The 16,903-nt window shown below is 53.8% G+C and carries 17 protein-coding genes; 2 read left to right on the plus strand and 15 right to left on the minus strand.

From position 1 onward, the window contains the following. Positions 1–117: 117 nt before the first annotated feature. Complete coding sequence (crcB, locus tag AAER43_RS06045) at positions 118–501, minus strand: fluoride efflux transporter CrcB (protein WP_014882986.1); 384 nt, start codon at positions 499–501, stop codon at positions 118–120. A 67-nt stretch (positions 502–568) separates the two neighbouring features. On the opposite strand from crcB, the gene AAER43_RS06050 reads away from it, so the two are divergent. Together AAER43_RS06050 and tatE are read left to right on the plus strand one after the other, a co-directional pair. Continuing rightward, positions 569–1,357, plus strand: a complete 789-nt coding sequence (locus AAER43_RS06050) for a deaminated glutathione amidase (protein ID WP_050862828.1) — start codon at positions 569–571, stop codon at positions 1,355–1,357. A 125-nt stretch (positions 1,358–1,482) separates the two neighbouring features. Continuing rightward, positions 1,483–1,683, plus strand: coding sequence for a twin-arginine translocase subunit TatE (tatE, locus tag AAER43_RS06055; protein WP_014882988.1), 201 nt, complete (start codon positions 1,483–1,485; stop codon positions 1,681–1,683). 81 nt (positions 1,684–1,764) lie between these two features. Here the strand turns inward: tatE and lipA are convergent, their stop codons facing one another. The 14 genes from lipA to leuS all read right to left on the minus strand — a co-directional run bounded on the left by lipA (position 1,765) and on the right by leuS (position 16,720). Further along, positions 1,765–2,730: a lipoyl synthase gene (gene lipA, locus AAER43_RS06060; protein ID WP_050862827.1), complete on the minus strand. Its 966-nt coding sequence runs from the start codon at positions 2,728–2,730 to the stop codon at positions 1,765–1,767. 207 nt (positions 2,731–2,937) lie between these two features. Beyond that, positions 2,938–3,891, minus strand: coding sequence for a YbeF family transcriptional regulator (locus tag AAER43_RS06065; RefSeq protein WP_014882989.1), 954 nt, complete (start codon positions 3,889–3,891; stop codon positions 2,938–2,940). Positions 3,892–4,182: 291 nt separating this feature from the next. Next, positions 4,183–4,824 (minus strand): lipoyl(octanoyl) transferase LipB, encoded by a 642-nt coding sequence (gene lipB, locus AAER43_RS06070; RefSeq protein WP_014882990.1) that lies wholly within the window; start codon positions 4,822–4,824, stop codon positions 4,183–4,185. A 95-nt stretch (positions 4,825–4,919) separates the two neighbouring features. After that, the gene (ybeD, locus tag AAER43_RS06075) at positions 4,920–5,183 is read right to left on the minus strand and encodes a DUF493 family protein YbeD (protein ID WP_003858718.1); all 264 of its coding nucleotides are present in this window, start codon (positions 5,181–5,183) and stop codon (positions 4,920–4,922) included. A gap of 105 nt (positions 5,184–5,288) precedes the next feature. Further along, entirely contained in the window at positions 5,289–6,500 is a 1,212-nt protein-coding gene (dacA, locus tag AAER43_RS06080) for a D-alanyl-D-alanine carboxypeptidase DacA (protein WP_014882991.1), read from the minus strand. Between the two features lie 139 nt (positions 6,501–6,639). Next, positions 6,640–7,746 (minus strand): endolytic peptidoglycan transglycosylase RlpA, encoded by a 1,107-nt coding sequence (gene rlpA, locus AAER43_RS06085; RefSeq protein WP_023338164.1) that lies wholly within the window; start codon positions 7,744–7,746, stop codon positions 6,640–6,642. A 16-nt stretch (positions 7,747–7,762) separates the two neighbouring features. Further along, entirely contained in the window at positions 7,763–8,875 is a 1,113-nt protein-coding gene (gene mrdB, locus AAER43_RS06090; RefSeq protein WP_014882993.1) for a peptidoglycan glycosyltransferase MrdB, read from the minus strand. A 2-nt stretch (positions 8,876–8,877) separates the two neighbouring features. Then, on the minus strand, positions 8,878–10,779 hold the full coding sequence (gene mrdA / locus AAER43_RS06095) for a peptidoglycan DD-transpeptidase MrdA (RefSeq protein WP_014882994.1): 1,902 nt from the start codon (positions 10,777–10,779) through the stop codon (positions 8,878–8,880). 28 nt (positions 10,780–10,807) lie between these two features. Beyond that, entirely contained in the window at positions 10,808–11,275 is a 468-nt protein-coding gene (gene rlmH / locus AAER43_RS06100; protein WP_003858701.1) for a 23S rRNA (pseudouridine(1915)-N(3))-methyltransferase RlmH, read from the minus strand. A gap of 3 nt (positions 11,276–11,278) precedes the next feature. Then, on the minus strand, positions 11,279–11,596 hold the full coding sequence (gene rsfS, locus AAER43_RS06105) for a ribosome silencing factor (RefSeq protein ID WP_050862825.1): 318 nt from the start codon (positions 11,594–11,596) through the stop codon (positions 11,279–11,281). Positions 11,597–11,864: 268 nt separating this feature from the next. After that, positions 11,865–12,530 (minus strand): nicotinate-nucleotide adenylyltransferase, encoded by a 666-nt coding sequence (nadD, locus tag AAER43_RS06110; protein WP_032645220.1) that lies wholly within the window; start codon positions 12,528–12,530, stop codon positions 11,865–11,867. After that, the gene (gene holA / locus AAER43_RS06115; RefSeq protein WP_050862824.1) at positions 12,523–13,554 is read right to left on the minus strand and encodes a DNA polymerase III subunit delta; all 1,032 of its coding nucleotides are present in this window, start codon (positions 13,552–13,554) and stop codon (positions 12,523–12,525) included. Before holA ends, nadD begins: the two co-directional genes overlap by 8 nt. Beyond that, positions 13,554–14,123 (minus strand): LPS assembly lipoprotein LptE, encoded by a 570-nt coding sequence (lptE, locus tag AAER43_RS06120; RefSeq protein ID WP_014882997.1) that lies wholly within the window; start codon positions 14,121–14,123, stop codon positions 13,554–13,556. The genes holA and lptE overlap by 1 nt, the downstream gene beginning before the upstream one ends. Before the next feature lie 14 nt (positions 14,124–14,137). Beyond that, complete coding sequence (gene leuS, locus AAER43_RS06125; protein WP_047027572.1) at positions 14,138–16,720, minus strand: leucine--tRNA ligase; 2,583 nt, start codon at positions 16,718–16,720, stop codon at positions 14,138–14,140. Positions 16,721–16,903 lie beyond the last annotated feature (183 nt).

A 16,903-nucleotide genomic window follows, 5' to 3' on the forward strand; every position in this document is an offset into this window, starting at 1 on the left:
GTACGCTCAACAACACCATTCCTGCGCTCATCAGATTCTGTTTCATTCTGTCACCCTCGTTCAGTATGGCCTCCAGAGTGACAGAGAAAAATTAAGCCAACATTAACGCCCCGACGGTTAATGCGTGCTTACTGAGGAAAATAGCCAAAATGCGATCCCTGTCATCGCGAAGGATCCAAGCATGTTGATCGCGATATTCACCAGCGCCCAGCCGATACGGCCTTCCTGAAAGAGAAAAACCGTTTCCGCAGAAAAGGTTGAGAAAGTCGTTAAACCGCCACAGAACCCGGTGGTAATCAGGACCTTCCACATGGGATCGATGTGCGTCATCCGGTTAAACCAGGCCAGCCCCATACCAATGATAAAAGCACCAATCAGGTTGGCAGCCAGTGTCCCCATGGGAATCGCCTGGTGCAGGGGGTTAAACCGCATACTCAGGAACCATCTCGCAACGCTCCCTGTGCCTCCACCAATAAAAACAGCCAAAAGGAGTTGTAACACGCTAAATACCTGCTATTTGATGTGTAAGAGTAGCGAGTTTAACGCTGTTTATGATGAGGGGACAAATATGTATGTGGCGGTAGGGCAGTTTGCAGTCACGCCTGACTGGCAGGTTAATGCACTACAATGCGTGAACCTGATGACACAGGCCCGGCAGAAGGGCGCGTCGCTGTTGGTTCTCCCGGAAGCGCTGCTGGCAAGGGATGATAATGACCCGGATCTGTCCGTGAAGTCCGCGCAGCCGCTTGATGGCGACTTTTTACAGCCGTTGCTCACCGAGAGCGTGGGTAACGCGATGACGACCATCTTAACAGTGCACGTTCCTTCAGTGCCGGGGCGCGCCGTAAATACGCTGGTGGCTATCCGTGATGGCGTGATTATCGCGCGCTATGCCAAGCTTCATCTTTATGATGCGTTCAGCATTCAGGAGTCACGGCGTGTTGACCCTGGTGACCGCGTTGCGCCGTTAATTGATATTGACGGGTTTAAGGTTGGGTTAATGACCTGCTACGACCTGCGTTTTCCTGAGCTGGCATTGCATCTGGCTCTGCAAGGGGCAGACGTGCTGGTATTGCCTGCTGCATGGGTTAAGGGACCGCTGAAAGAGCAGCATTGGGCAACGCTGCTTGCGGCGCGCGCGCTGGACACGACCTGCTATGTCGTTGCTTCCGGGGAGTGTGGCAATAAAAATATCGGGCAGAGCAGGGTGGTTGATCCACTGGGAGTCACGGTTGCCGCAGCAGCGGAAGCGCCGGTGCTGCTGATGACGGAGATATTTTTAGAAAGAATTGCGCTTGCGCGTCAGCAATTACCTGTTCTTCGTAACCGACGCTTTGCGCCACCGCAATTAATGTGATGTTTTTTTCAACAATGCTTGATTCACCTTGTTACAGATTGCTATTGTGTGCACGCGCCAAATGACCGTTAATACAGTCAGGTTTTGGCGCTGAATGCAGCCTGTTTTATGTAAAGAAGGTATCTATGGGTGAGATTAGTATTACCAAACTGCTGGTGGTTGCCGCACTGGTCGTCCTGCTGTTTGGTACCAAGAAGTTACGCACGCTGGGTGGTGACCTGGGGGCTGCCATCAAAGGCTTTAAGAAAGCGATGAACGACGATGATGCAGCCGCGAAGAAAAGCGCTGAGGACATCCCGGCAGAGAAGCTTTCTCACAAAGAGTAATAGCAATGCCTGAGGGCTTGCGAAAAAAAACCGGCTCATCAGGCCGGTTTTTTTGCATTACTGTAAATGGATATTACAGCACTATTTGACTTCTTCGCCTTTTGCCTGCATGTCAGCATGGTAAGAAGAGCGAACAAACGGACCGCATGCTGCGTGGGTAAAGCCCATCGCCAGCGCTTCGGCTTTCATCTCATCAAACTCATCCGGGCTGACGTAGCGCTGTACCGGCAGATGGTGACGGCTTGGCTGCAGATACTGGCCCAGCGTCAGCATGGTCACACCGTGGCGGCGCAGATCGCGCATGACTTCGATGATTTCGTCATTAGTTTCACCCAGACCGACCATCAGACCTGACTTGGTAGGGATATGCGGATGGGCTTCTTTAAAGCGCTCCAGCAGCTTCAGAGACCAGTTGTAATCCGCACCCGGTCGTACCTGACGATAAAGACGCGGCACGTTCTCCAGGTTGTGGTTAAACACATCTGGCGGCATCGCGGTCAGGATGTCCAGCGCACGGTCCATACGGCCGCGGAAGTCAGGAACCAGCGTCTCGATTTTAATGTTCGGGCTTTTCTCGCGAATAGCAGTAATGCAGTCAGCGAAGTGCTGAGCTCCACCATCGCGCAGATCGTCGCGGTCAACGGATGTGATGACCACATAACGCAGCGCCATGTCAGCGATGGTTTGCGCCAGTTTTTGCGGCTCGTTAGCATCGGGCGCGACCGGGCGGCCATGAGCAACGTCACAGAATGGGCAGCGGCGGGTACAGATGGCACCCAGAATCATAAACGTCGCGGTGCCGTGATTGAAACATTCAGCAAGGTTAGGGCAAGACGCTTCTTCACAGACGGAGTGAAGGCCATTCTTGCGCATCGCCGCTTTGATCCCCTGGATACGCGAAGAGTCAGCCGGAAGTTTGATTTTCATCCATTCCGGTTTTCTTAACAGCGCCTCGCGCTCGGTAGCCACGTTTTTAACCGGGATAAGGGCCATTTTATCGGCATCGCGGTATTTAACACCGCGTTCCATCACAATGGGTTTACTCATAGCGTGCGTGTTCCAGTTGCGAATATCGAAGGAAAGCGTTTCAATTCAAGGGAATGTTGTATTTATCAACTATTTTTGAACGAACGACAGGCAGTATATCATTGAAACGGCCATGAAAGCAGCCTGCCACGTCGCCAATTTGTAAAATAGTTGTTGTTTTGTGCCTTTCGCCCTGCTTGTGACAGGGGCTTGTGCTGACACTCGCTGTCAGAAGGCCTGACGGATAATGCGGATGACGTTTTCCAGTACCGGATCGCGCAAACTGAGTTTGTTGTAATGCAGTGAAATCTCGATAGATTCCGCATTGAGCTGGCTGAGTGGAATACTCTCCAGCGACCAGCATTTCCGCAGCAGGTGATACAGGCGTGAAGGCATGATGCACAGCATATCGCTGCTGCCAATCAGGGAGGCGGTGGTAAACATATTGTAACTGCTGAAACTGATCTGACGTTCCGGGAAAATTTCATCAATGCGCTGGCGCAGACCATGGTTGGACTGCCCTTCGGTCATGAAAGACGAGTGGTCGTAATTGCGCAGGTTCTCAATGGTTAACGGCTCGCTGAGCGCGGGATGCTGCTGGCGGCAAACCAAAACCAGATTATCGGCATAAAGCACGTTTTGCCCCAGCGCTCTGGCGCTGAAGCTGCCGCTCTCAATAACCAGATCCGTCTGGAACTGGGCAAGCTGAACGTCAGGTTCGTTGAGTGGCACATTGCGCAACAGAAGCTGGGGAGCATGCTCTTTCACGGCCTGGTAGATGGCGGGCATGACCAGCACGCCCACTGAAGGAGAGCAGCCGATGGTGATCGTTCTTTGTTTGTCATAGCTCCCGGTTAAATCCAGCGCACCCAGAATCGACTCCAGCCCCTGGCTGATGTATTCGTGGAGGTGGGTCGCATAGGCCGTCGGCGTGACGCCCTGGCCTTTACGGATAAATAACGGGTCAGGAAATATAGCGCGTAGCTTTTGAATCGACTGACTTATTGCCGATGGCGTGAGATTAAGAATTTTCGCAGCGTTAACGATACCCTTATGGACATATACTGCCTCAAAAATAGTCAGTAAATTGAGATCAATATTACGTAAAGTCCGAAAAATTTGTGGCTTGTCTTCGCCACCGGGTTCATTCAGTCGTTTGGCTGGTAAATTAGTAGACTCCACGCTTTCACTCCGTATACATTCACAACATGAATGATAGTTGAATTTATTTATTATGCTTGTAGAGATTCGTAAAGTGTTGGTTTTGTTTCACTTGTTTATCAAAAACAAACAGTTGTGTGATTATCACTCACGTTACTTAGCCTGTGTATGCCGTGCTGTCCGGAGGCTAAATAATATGTAACGGCAATATTCGGGCGCTTCGAAAATATAGAATCTGCGGATTATTGTAAAGCGTAAAAGCGGTAAATAAATAGTTGCCCGTCAAATTAACGGGCTCCCCTGTATGATATATTAAGCAGGGATATATTCATGCGGTGGATTGTTAAGTAGCGCTAACACATTCTTCAGAAGAACAGGGCGTATATTATCTGGCGTGGCGGTATCTACCCACTGGCGCATCTGCGTCATTTCCATACCGGCGTAGCCGCAGGGATTTATGCGCTGGAAAGGCGTCAGATCCATATTAATATTCAACGCCAGACCATGGAAGGAACAGCCTTTTCGAATACGTAGCCCCAGCGAGCAGATCTTCATTTCGCCAACGTAGACGCCTGGTGCATCAGCCCGCGGATGCGCGTCAATACCATATTCCGCCAGCGTGTTGACGACGGTTTGTTCCAGCAACGTCACCAGCTCACGCACGCCAAGCTTTCTGCGCTTCAGATTAAGCAGGACGTACATCACCTGCTGGCCCGGGCCGTGATAAGTCACTTGTCCACCCCGATCGCTCTGGATCACCGGGATATCGCCCGTCATTAATAAATGTTCCGCTTTACCGGCCTGACCCTGGGTAAATACCGGCAGGTGTTCAACCAGCCAAATTTCATCAGGGGTCGTGTCATCGCGTGAATCGGTGAAGTCATGCATAGCCTGGGAGACAGGCTCATAAGGTTGCAGCCCGAGATGACGGACCAGAATTTTATCCTGATACAAAACAGCGTCTCCGAAGACGAGGAACCAATGATGAGGGGGAGTATATCACAGCGGGGGAGAGGGGTTACCCGGTAAGCCGGGTAACCGCAAAGGGACTACAGCACCATACGCACAATTTCGATATTGCCGAGTTCTTCGTAGAGCGTCTCAACCTGTTCGATATGGGTCGCGGTGATAGTAATAGAAACCGAGTGGTAGTTGCCCTTGCTGCTTGGTTTTACTGACGGAGAGTAATCACCGGGCGCATGGCGCTGTACCACTTCAACCACCTGATCAACCAGCTCAGGTTTCGCCAGACCCATTACTTTGTAGGTAAATGGGGTAGGGAATTCAAGCAGTTCGTTAAGTTTGGTTTTCATGTCAGCTCCGGCGTAACGTCAAAAAGAATAACTCCCACGTCAGGTGGGAGTTATCAGGATACTTAGTATATGGGGATCAAAATCACACTTTCAAGTGTTCGATTTTTAGCCAAACCAGTGATGGAACATCAATTTAATGTAATCAATGATTTTGCCGAAGAAATTGCCTTCAGGAATTTCCTGCAGAACAACCAGCGGACGCTGATCGATAGTCTTGCCATCCAGCTGGAAGTTGATGGTACCCACGACCTGATTTTTCTGCAGCGGGGCATGCAGTTCGGTGCTGTTCAGGACGTAGCTGGCCTTCAGATCCTTCATACGACCGCGTGGAATGGTCAGGTACAGATCTTTATCCACGCCGAGGGAAGCACGGTCGTTGTCGCCGAACCACACTGGCTCAGACGCGAACTCTTTGCCTGCTTTCAGCGGATTCACGGTTTCGAAGAAACGGAAGCCCCAGGTCAGCAGTTTCTTGCTTTCGGTTTCACGACCTTTAAAGGTACGACCGCCCATCACGGCAGAGATCAGACGCATCTGGCCTTCAGTGGCAGAGGCCACCAGGTTGTAACCGGCTTTATCGGTATGACCTGTTTTGATACCGTCAACGTTCAGGCTGTTATCCCACAGCAGGCCGTTACGGTTGGTCTGACGAATACCGTTGAAGGTAAACTCTTTCTCTTTATAGATGGAGTATTCGTTCGGTACGTCGCGGATCAGGGCTTGACCAATCAGTGCCATATCACGTGCGGAGCTGTACTGACCGTCTGCATCCAGGCCGTGTACGGTCTGGAAATGGCTGTTTTTCAGACCCAGCGCGGTGACGTAGCTGTTCATCAGACCGACGAAGGCATCCTGGCTACCGGCGGCGAAATCAGCCATTGCTACGCAGGCATCGTTACCTGACTGCAGGTTAATACCCCGGATTAACTGGGAAACTGGAACCTGCATACCGGGCTTCAGGAACATCAGAGAAGAACCTTTGAACACAGGGTTCCCGGTTGCCCACGCATCGTTACCAATGGTGACCAGATCCGTTTCTTTGAATTTACCGGCTTTCATGGCCTGGCCGATAACATAGCTGGTCATCATTTTGGTCAGGCTGGCCGGGTCACGGCGGGCATCGGCGTTCTGTTCTGCCAGAACTTTGCCAGAGTTGTAATCGATCAGGATGTAGGATTCCGCGTCGATTTGCGGAACGCCAGGGATCATGGTCTTGATATTCAGGTCATCGGCATGAGCAGCAGAGAGTGCTGCTGCGCAAAGGGCCGTGGTCAGCGCCATGCGCTGCACAAAACGAGCAGAAAAAGTGGTCTTCATGGTCAGAACTACGACATCCGTGATGGAATTAAAAAAAGTGCCTTACTATAGCAAATGCTATTCAGGCAGGCATCCGACTTTAAGCATGAGTTTGTGAATGCGTTTTACACAAACTGACATTTCGGATACCGCCGATTAATTATTTTGCAACAGTGACGAAGGACTGCAGTTGTGCTTCGCTCTGCAAACGCTGTTGCAGAGACGCTGCCTGCGATTTACTGGCAAAAGGCCCCATCTGAATACGCCAGACCGCGCCGTTCTGCTCAACGCGTCCAGGTACGCCAAACTGCTGGCTTAGACGCTGTTGATACTGCTGGGCTCGGGCCTGATCGCTCACTGCCCCCACCTGAACGACAAAGCCGCCGCTGGCTGCTGCTGGCGCAGCGGCTGCCGCGCTTTGCGTGGTCGCTGGCGCTGTTACCGGCGCTGGCTGCGTCACCGGAGCCGCAACCGGGGCTGGCGTCGGCTCACTGCCTTCCAGCACGCCCGTCGCTAAGGTCGTCGGTGCGCCTAAAAAGCCGCTACTTTTTACCGGGGCGCCAGTGGAATCATCGCTTTGCAGCGTATCATTGCTGATTGGACGTATTTCTCCCGCCGGCTGAGAAGGCTCAGCCGGAGAAGAGACGCTACCCATTCCGCCGTCAAGATTTGGGCGGTCTGGCAGAGCATAGGTCTGCTTCGCCACCGTCGTACAGGCGGTACCCGGCCCGGACATCGAGCCATCCTGCGCCACGATAATCGGGTCAATGCGAACTTTGGTGTTGTTCGACGTGTTCAGGCGATCGGCAGACGCGCGGGACAGAGAAATCACCCGGTCATTACCATATGGACCACGGTCATTAATACGCACGACGATCATGCGACCATTAGCCAGGTTGGTGATACGCGCGTAGCTTGGAATCGGCAGCGTTGGGTGCGCGGCAGTGAGCTGCATGGGGTCAAATGTTTCACCGGATGCCGTGAGGTTACTGCCCGGTTCTGCATCATAAATGGCAGCAAAGCCCGCCTGGCTGAAGCGGGAAGGGTCCTGCACGATTTTGTAGCTTTTGCCGTCGCGCTCGTAATCCTGATTCGCGCTGGCATTCAGCGGTTCATAAACGGGATCGGCCCCACTGATTTCAACGATCGGACCATTACACACCGCAGGCTGCGGCGGCGCGACGGTTGCCTGTTGCTGACCATCATCACTTGTGCAGGCCGCAAGTAAACTTGCCGCGATGCAGATCCCCAGCCACTGCTTACGCATTCCGATCCCCTTATTTTTAAACGCTTTTTGACAACATTTTTCTGTGGGTATGGATCGACATCACGATCCCAAACCCGGCCATCAACACGATCAGTGCCGAGCCTCCGTAACTGACCAGCGGCAGCGGTACGCCTACTACCGGCAGAATACCACTCACCATACCAATATTTACGAAGACATAAACGAATAAAATCAGCATCAATCCGCCTGCCATGACGCGGCCGAAGGTGGTTTGCGCCCGGGCGGCAATCCACAATCCTCGCATGATCAGCAGCACGTAGAGCGCGAGCAAAATCAGGATACCAACCAGCCCCAGCTCTTCAGCCAGTACCGCAAAGATAAAGTCGGTGTGACGTTCCGGTAAAAATTCCAGCTGCGACTGGGTACCGTGCAGCCAGCCTTTACCGCGCAGGCCGCCGGAGCCAATCGCAATCTTGGACTGAATAATATGATAGCCCGCACCGAGCGGGTCAGTTTCCGGGTCGAGAAGCATCATAACGCGCTGGCGCTGGTAATCATGCATCAGGAAGAACCAGAGGATAGGGATAAACGCCGCAATCAGCACCACAGCGATACCAATCAGACGCCAGCTTAAGCCCGACAGGAAAAGGACAAACAGACCGGAGAGCGCGATAAGGATCGAGGTGCCGAGGTCAGGCTGCGCAGCAACCAGCAGCGTCGGCAGGAAGATCAGCACCAGCGCGATCGCGGTGTTTTTCAGCGAGGGCGGACAGACATCACGGTTGATAAAGCGCGCCACCATCAGGGGGACGGCAATTTTGGCAATCTCCGAGGGCTGGAAACGAACAACGCCCAGATCCAGCCAGCGCTGAGCCCCTTTTGAGATGGCGCCGAACGCGTCTACTGCCACCAGCAAAATAATACAGAAGATATAGAGATAGGGCGCCCAGCCTTCATAGACGCGCGGTGGGATCTGCGCCATCACCACCATGATGACCAGACCCATCGCGATCTGGCCGATTTTGCGTTCCATCATACCGATGTCCTGACCACTGGCGCTCCAGATAACCAGGGCGCTGTAAACCAGCAGAGCCAGCAGGATCAGCAGCATGGCTGGGTCGATGTGGATTTTATCCCACAACGATTTTTTGTTTGGATTATCCGTCATGATTATTGGTCCTCCGCCGCAGCGGCGGCCGGGTTTTCAGCCGGCAGTTCGGTGTTGTTATCACCCAGCATAATGTGGTCGAGGATTTGGCGCATGATGGTCCCTACCGCAGGGCCAGCGCCGCCGTTTTCCAGAATCATCGCCACCGCCACCTGCGGGTTATCGTAAGGGGCAAATGCCGTCATGAGCTTATGGTCACGCAGACGTTCAGCAATGCGGTGTGCGTTGTAGGTTTCGTTGGCTTTCAGGCCAAAGACCTGCGCCGTACCGGATTTTGCAGCCACTTTATACGGCGTTCCGGCGAAATATTTGTGCGCGGTACCGTTCGGACGGTTTGCTACGCCGTACATACCGTCTTTCGCGATTTCCCAGAAGCCGGAATGAATGTCACCCACGGGCGCTTCATGGGGCTGTACCCACGGCACCTTTTTGCCGTCTTCAACGGTGCTTTGCAGCAGATGCGGGACTTTGACCACGCCATCGTTAATGAGGATCATCATCGCTTTGTTCATCTGAATCGGCGTTGCGGTCCAGTAGCCCTGGCCGATACCCACCGGAATGGTATCACCCTGATACCACGGCTTCTTAAAGCGCTTCAGCTTCCACTCGCGCGTCGGCATGTTGCCGGATCGCTCCTCTGAAAGGTCGACGCCGGTGTAGTGCCCGTAGCCGAACTTGCTCATCCATTCTGACAGGCGGTCAATCCCCATGTCATAGGCGACCTGATAGAAGAAGGTATCCGCTGACTCTTCCAGAGATTTGGTCACGTTCAGATGGCCGTGGCCCCATTTTTTCCAGTCGCGATAGCGTTTTTCAGACCCGGGTAGCTGCCACCAGCCCGGGTCAAACAGGCTGGTATTACGGTTGATGACACCCGCACTCAGCGCCGAGACCGCCACATACGGTTTCACCGTAGATGCCGGCGGGTAAACGCCTTGCGTGGCGCGGTTTACCAGCGGCGTATTGGGATCATTCAGCAGGCCGGAATAGTCTTTACTGGAGATGCCGTCAACAAAGAGATTCGGGTCATAGCTAGGCATGGACACCATAGCCAGAATTCCCCCGGTACGCGGATCGGTGACCACGACGGCGGCGCGACTGCCCGCCAGCAGGGTTTCAATATACTGCTGCAGTTTGAGGTCGAGCGTCAGATAGACGTCATGCCCCGCCTGAGGCGGAACTTCTTTCAGCTGTCGAATGACGCGGCCACGGTTGTTAACCTCAACCTCTTCATAGCCGGTCTGTCCATGCAGGACATCTTCGTAGTAGCGTTCGATCCCGAGCTTGCCGATATCGTGCGTCGCGGCATAGTTCGCCAGCTTGCCGTCTTTATCAAGGCGGTCAACGTCTTTGTCGTTAATCTTGGAAACGTAGCCAATGACGTGCGTCAGCGCGGAGCCGTAAGGATAGTAGCGACGTTTGTAACCCTTCACTTCCACGCCGGGGAAGCGGTACTGGTTCACCGCAAAACGGGCCACCTGAACTTCCGTCAGATTGGTTTTCACCGGAATGGAGGTAAAGCGGTGGGAACGGGCGCGCTCTTTTTTGAAGGCTGCGATATCGTCATCGTTGAGATCGACAACGCTTCTTAGCGCCTCCAGCGTGTCCTGAACATTATCGACCTTTTCCGGCATCATCTCGATTTGATAGATGGTGCGGTTTAGCGCCAGAGGGGTGCCGTTACGGTCGTAGATAATGCCGCGGCTAGGCGCGATAGGCACCAGCTTGATGCGGTTTTCGTTTGAACGCGTCTGGTAATCGGTAAAGCGGACGATTTGCAGATTATAAAGGTTGGCGATCAGCACGCCGGTAAGCAGCAAAATCCCCGTAAAGGCGACCAGTGCCCTGCGCACAAACAGCGCGGACTCAGCCGTATAGTCGCGAAAAGAATTCTGTAGTTTCATCCGCTGCTTAATCTACCCTGGTCAGTCATTACTCGCGGTGATAGGGGTGGTTGGTAGTAATGCTCCACGCGCGATACAGACTTTCTGCCACCAGGACCCGAACGAGCGGGTGGGGCAGCGTCAGCGCGGAGAGAGACCAACTTTGTTCTGCTGCCGCTTTGCAGGCAGGGGACAACCCTTCAGGTCCGCCAATCAGCAGACTAACGTCACGGCCATCCTGCTTCCAGCGCTCCAGTTCGTGCGCCAGCTGCGGCGTATCCCAGGGTTTACCCGGAATATCGAGGGTGACGATGCGGTTCTTGCCAGCGGCAGCCAGCATCAGTTCGCCCTCTTTATCGAGAATACGTTTAATATCCGCGTTCTTACCGCGCTTCCCGGCAGGGATCTCCACCAGTTCGAACGGCATGTCTTTTGGAAAACGACGCAGATATTCAGTAAAACCGGTTTGTACCCAGTCCGGCATTTTGGTGCCGACGGCGACCAGCTGCAACTTCACGCATTAACCCCAGAGTTTTTCCAGCTCATACAGGCGACGGCTCTCTTCCTGCATGACATGGACAATCACATCGCCGAGGTCAACCACCACCCAGTCAGCGGTCGCTTCACCTTCAACGCCAAGCGGTAACAGTCCTGCTGCACGCGATGCCTGAACCACATGGTCGGCAATCGAAACAACATGACGCGTAGACGTCCCGGTGCAGATAATCATGCAGTCGGTGATACTGGATTTACCCTTAACGTCGATAGCGATGATGTCCTGACCTTTCAGGTCATCAATTTTGTCGATAACAAAATCCTGGAGTGCTTTACCCTGCAAGTTTTCCCCCTGGGTGAATAAGATGGTGCAACTATGAATTTGTAGCCAGACAGTATACCTGAACTGGCGCCCTTGTCGGGACAAATGTCACCGGCCGGGATTTTGAAGGCGGGTATCATCCCACCCTCCGCCAGAGATTGCATCGCCATTTTTGTAAAACAATTTCTGTAAAGCAATGACTGGCGGGAAAGTCTGGCAGCGGAGGATAACAGTATGGCTTAACCTGTCAAGGCAGGAGAATCAATAAGCCGCTTTTTATGACGCCTGACTAAACATCTGCGCTTTTCTGATACAACCCGTGCGTATGAATATACGCCAGCACCGGGGCAGGCAGCAGATCGTCACACGTTAAACCGTGTTGTAAACGCTCACGAATAAGGGTGGCGGAGATATCGAACCACGGGGTTTCCGCCAGATAAATCTTCCCGGCGGGCTGGTTGTGAAGATCCTCTACGTTATCGGTAAGATGGTCTTCAAGCCACTGCTGATACTGCTCTTCACGCATGGTCAGCGGATAGCCTGGGCGGCGGCAAACGAGCAGGTGGCTGTTCTCCAGAATGGTTTCATACTTGTGCCACCCAGGAAAGTTGAGCAGAGAATCCTGACCAATGATAAACGCCAGCGGCTGGTCAGGCCCTTGCTCAGCTCGCCACTCCTGCAGCGTTTGCGACGTCCACGAGGGGGTGTCGCGACGCAATTCCCGTTCATCAAGCCTGAAAAGCGGTTTATCCGCAATGGCAAGCGTTAGCATCTCTTTTCGCTGCTCGCTGGTTGCCTCAGGCTGAGGGCGGTGCGGCGGAACGTTATTGGGCATAATGGTGACGCGCTGCAGGCCGATCAAATTCGCCAGAATTTCCACCGGCTTAAGATGCCCGTAGTGTACCGGGTCAAAGGTGCCGCCATACAGGGCCTGTAAAGAGTGCATACTATCCATCAATAAATACGTCAGCCAGCGCCTTGTGGCAGAGCAGCAGGGAAAGGCTTTCCAGCTCCGCCCAGACCGACTGGCCGTAATCTTGTTTTAAGGTGAGCTCAGCGCGCATCAGAAGCTGCACAGCCTGACGAAGCTGTTCATGGCTCAGGCGGTTGATGGCCTCGGTGGTCATTGCACGGCGATTTTGCCATACCCGGTGTTTATCAAACAGCGCGCGCAGCGGCGTATGGGCAGACTGTCGCTTGAGCGTAATCAGCAGCAACAGTTCACGCTGCAGCGTACGCAGCAGAATAACGGGCTCGCTGCCTTCCAGGCGCAGCTGCTGAAGGATATGCAGGGCGCGTTTACTTTTCGCGGCCAGCAATGCATCCACCCAGTGGAACGGTGTGAAGTGCGCGGCGTCATTAACGGCCTGCTCGACGCGGGGGAGTGTCAGTTTGCCATCCGGCCAGAGCAGGGAGAGTCTGTCCAGCGCCTGTGCCAGCGCCAGGAGGTTACCCTCATAGCAGTAGCAGAGCAGTTGATTTGCCGCATCATCCAGCTGAAGATTGTTCTGCTTTGCTCTTGCGGCCACCCATTTTGGCAGATGCGCCTGCTCAGGTGTCTGACAGGTAACCAGCACCGAGTGGGTCGCCAGTTGAGTGAACCACGCGGCATTTTCCTGCGCTTTGGTGAGCTTATTGCCGCGGACAATTAACAGCAGATCGCTGTGTAGCAGGCTCACCAAAGTGGCAAGCTGCTCATTGATGGCCGCGTTAGGGCCGTTTTCTGGCAGCAGGATCTGAATTGTCTGACGCGACGCGAAAAGGCTCATCGCCTGACAGAGTGAGAAGAGGGCGTCCCAGTCGGTATTGTTATCCACCTGGACGGTATGGTGTTCATCAAAGCCCTGAGCACCTGCAGTATATCGCACGGCATCCAGGCTTTCCTGCAGCAGTAAGGGATCGTTTCCAAGCAGCAGATACGCCGCGCGCAGCCCTTCATTGAGCTGCGCGCGGAGTTGTTCAGGATACAGCCTGATCATCAGTTACCCATAGAGGTAGAAACCGGGGGCGTACTGGCATCCGGTTTTTCAATAATGTCAGAGCCTTCTTTTGTCGACGCGGCAATACCTGGCAGTTTACGGATCAGCTGTTCCGCTGCCTTGTCGTACATTTCGTTGATGATAATCTGCTGTTCGGCATCTTTCGCCAGCGCCGTTTGCGGGTTATCAAAGAACGAACGGTACACTTTTGTGCTGATCGGATAGATGTCTTTACCCGGGATCAGCACGGCTGCGTTAACAGTCATTACCATCTGATACTCTGCGGTACGGCCATCCTGGAAGATAGACGCTGTATCTTTGCTCAGGGTCGTCCCCAGAACGCGGAGAGACGGTACATCCTGGCGCAGCGTGTCTTTCTCAATGAGTTCGACACCGTTCAGGCGCAGCTGGTTACGAACTGCCCGGCTGAATGGGCCATTCGGATCTGATGAGTCGAAAATCATCGTTTTCATCTCAGCAGGCACTGCCGTGGTATTGCGCAGGTGCCAGCCACAGCCAGCGGTGACAAGCACCGCCAGTGATAAGAGTATTGTTGCCAGTTGTCGCACGTTTCCTCCCGCGCTTAGCCAACGACCAGATTGAGCAGTTTACCGGGTACGTAGATCACTTTACGTACGGTAACGCCCTCAAGATATTTCGCGACCAGAGGTTCCTGGCCTGCACGCTCGCGAACCTGTTCTTCGGTTGCGTCGACCGCCACGGTAATTTTACCGCGCACTTTGCCGTTGACCTGGACTACCACCAGCGTGGTGTTTTCCACCATTGCTGCTTCGTCCGCAACCGGCCACGGCGCGTTGTCGATATCGCCTTCGCCTTTCAGTTCCTGCCACAGAGTAAAGCTGACGTGTGGTGTGAACGGGTTCAGCATGCGAACGACGGCCAGCAGCGCTTCACGCATTAAGGCACGATCCTGCTCGCCATCCTGCGGGGCTTTCGCCAGCTTGTTCATCAGTTCCATAATAGCCGCAATTGCGGTGTTGAAGGTCTGACGACGACCAATATCATCGGTGACTTTTGCAATTGTTTTATGAACATCACGACGCAGCGCCTGCTGATCTTCCGTCAGGGCAGCAGCGTTCAGCGCCGGAGCATCACCCTGTGCGGTATGTTCGTAAACCAGTTTCCAGACGCGTTTCAGGAAGCGGTTCGCGCCTTCAACACCGGATTCCTGCCACTCCAGCGTCATGTCAGCCGGAGAGGCAAACATCATGAACAGACGCACGGTATCTGCACCGTAACGCTCAACCATCACCTGCGGGTCGATACCGTTGTTTTTCGACTTGGACATCTTGCTCATGCCGGTATAAACCAGCTCATGACCTTCAGCGTCTGTCGCCTTCACGATACGGCCTTTCTCGTCGCGCTCTACGATCGCGTCCACCGGAGACACCCAGTTACGCTCGCCGTTCGCGCCAACGTAGTAGAAGGCATCAGCCAGCACCATGCCCTGACACAGCAGCTGTTTGGCTGGTTCGTCAGAATTCACCATGCCAGCATCGCGCATCAGCTTATGGAAGAAGCGGAAGTAGAGCAGGTGCATGATGGCGTGTTCGATGCCACCGATGTAGATGTCTACCGGCAGCCAGTAGTTGGCCGCGTCAGAATCCAGCATGCCTTCCTGATACTGAGGACAGGTGTAGCGTGCGTAATACCAGGAAGACTCCATAAAGGTGTCAAAGGTGTCGGTTTCACGCAGCGCAGGCTGGCCGTTAACGGTGGTTTTCGCCCACTCAGGATCGGCTTTGATCGGGCTGGTGATGCCGTCCATGACCACATCTTCCGGCAGGATCACCGGCAGTTGATCTTCTGGCGTCGGCATCACGGTGCCGTCTTCAAGGGTCACCATTGGAATTGGCGCGCCCCAGTAACGCTGACGGGAAACGCCCCAGTCGCGCAGACGGAAGTTGACTTTACGCTCACCTACGCCCAGCGAGGCCAGCTTGTCAGCGATGGCATTGAAGCCCTCTTCGAAGCTCAGTCCGCTAAATTCGCCGGAGTTGAACAGGGTGCCTTTTTCGGTCAATGCCTGCTCAGACAGGTCGGGTTCAGAACCGTCTGCGGCCAGGATCACCGGCTTAATGGTCAGGCCATATTTGGTGGCAAACTCGTAGTCGCGCTGATCGTGTCCCGGAACGGCCATCACCGCACCGGTGCCGTATTCCATCAGCACAAAGTTCGCCGCCCAGACAGGAATAGCTTCACCCGTCAGCGGGTGAATCGCTTTAAAGCCGGTATCAACGCCTTTTTTCTCCATCGTCGCCATGTCGGCTTCAGCCACTTTGGTGTTGCGGCATTCGTCGATGAAAGTTGCCAGTTCCGGATTGTTCTCTGCCGCTTTCTGCGCCAGCGGGTGACCTGCGGCCACGGCCAGATAGGTCGCTCCCATGAAGGTGTCCGGACGGGTGGTGTAGACGGTCAGCGTTTGGTCGTAGTTATCAACGTTGAAGGTAATTTCCACACCTTCAGAACGGCCGATCCAGTTGCGCTGCATGGTCTTAACGGTGTCAGGCCAGTGATCCAGTTTATCCAGATCGTTCAGCAGCTCGTCAGCGTAAGCGGTGATTTTGATAAACCACTGCGGGATCTCTTTACGCTCAACTTTGGTGTCACAGCGCCAGCAGCAACCGTCGATAACCTGCTCGTTTGCCAGAACGGTCTGGTCATTCGGGCACCAGTTAACCGCAGACGTCTTCTTGTATACCAGGCCTTTTTTGTACAGCTCAGTGAAGAATTTCTGCTCCCAGCGGTAATATTCCGGGGTGCAAGTCGCCAGCTCGCGGCTCCAGTCATAGCCGAAGCCCAGCATTTTGAGCTGGTTTTTCATGTACGCGATGTTGTCGTACGTCCATGGTGCCGGTGCCGTATTGTTTTTTACTGCTGCACCTTCTGCCGGCAGGCCGAACGCATCCCAGCCGATAGGCTGCAGCACGTTTTTGCCCAGCATACGCTGGTAACGGGCGATCACATCACCAATAGTGTAGTTACGCACGTGGCCCATGTGTAGTCGACCAGAAGGATAGGGAAGCATCGACAGGCAGTAATACTTCTCTTTGCTCTCGTCTTCGGTTACTTCAAAGGTGCGCTTCTCGTCCCAGTGTTGCTGGACTTTTGATTCTATCTCTTCCGGGCGGTATTGCTCTTGCATGGCAGCCAGTGGTCCTGTTTTTAATACAGCTACAAATGTAGCCAATGGATGTGGTAATTCAGATCCGCATAGCATAGCCCAAACGTCCGCGTCAAAACAGCCTTTCGCACAAAAGCACTTTGCAGGAATTTACCGGGTCTGTGCTTCACCTGACAAAGCGGCAGTGAAATAAGGTCTATTATT

Origin of the sequence: Enterobacter sp. FUJ80071 (assembly GCF_038739915.1) — a bacterium.
Taxonomy (GTDB): domain Bacteria; phylum Pseudomonadota; class Gammaproteobacteria; order Enterobacterales; family Enterobacteriaceae; genus Enterobacter; species Enterobacter kobei.

Excerpts from the sequence above, each read along its gene's own strand:
- AAER43_RS06050 (WP_050862828.1), top strand. The coding sequence starts at position 569 with ATGTATGTGGCGGTAGGGCAGTTTGCAGTCACGCCTGACTGGCAGGTT.
- tatE (WP_014882988.1), top strand. The coding sequence starts at position 1,483 with ATGGGTGAGATTAGTATTACCAAACTGCTGGTGGTTGCCGCACTGGTC.
- lipA (WP_050862827.1), bottom strand. The coding sequence starts at position 2,730 with ATGAGTAAACCCATTGTGATGGAACGCGGTGTTAAATACCGCGATGCC.
- ybeD (WP_003858718.1), bottom strand. The coding sequence starts at position 5,183 with ATGAAAACCAAACTTAACGAACTGCTTGAATTCCCTACCCCATTTACC.
- dacA (WP_014882991.1), bottom strand. The coding sequence starts at position 6,500 with ATGAAGACCACTTTTTCTGCTCGTTTTGTGCAGCGCATGGCGCTGACC.
- rlpA (WP_023338164.1), bottom strand. The coding sequence starts at position 7,746 with ATGCGTAAGCAGTGGCTGGGGATCTGCATCGCGGCAAGTTTACTTGCG.
- mrdB (WP_014882993.1), bottom strand. The coding sequence starts at position 8,875 with ATGACGGATAATCCAAACAAAAAATCGTTGTGGGATAAAATCCACATC.
- mrdA (WP_014882994.1), bottom strand. The coding sequence starts at position 10,779 with ATGAAACTACAGAATTCTTTTCGCGACTATACGGCTGAGTCCGCGCTG.
- nadD (WP_032645220.1), bottom strand. The coding sequence starts at position 12,530 with ATGGATAGTATGCACTCTTTACAGGCCCTGTATGGCGGCACCTTTGAC.
- holA (WP_050862824.1), bottom strand. The coding sequence starts at position 13,554 with ATGATCAGGCTGTATCCTGAACAACTCCGCGCGCAGCTCAATGAAGGG.
- leuS (WP_047027572.1), bottom strand. The coding sequence starts at position 16,720 with ATGCAAGAGCAATACCGCCCGGAAGAGATAGAATCAAAAGTCCAGCAA.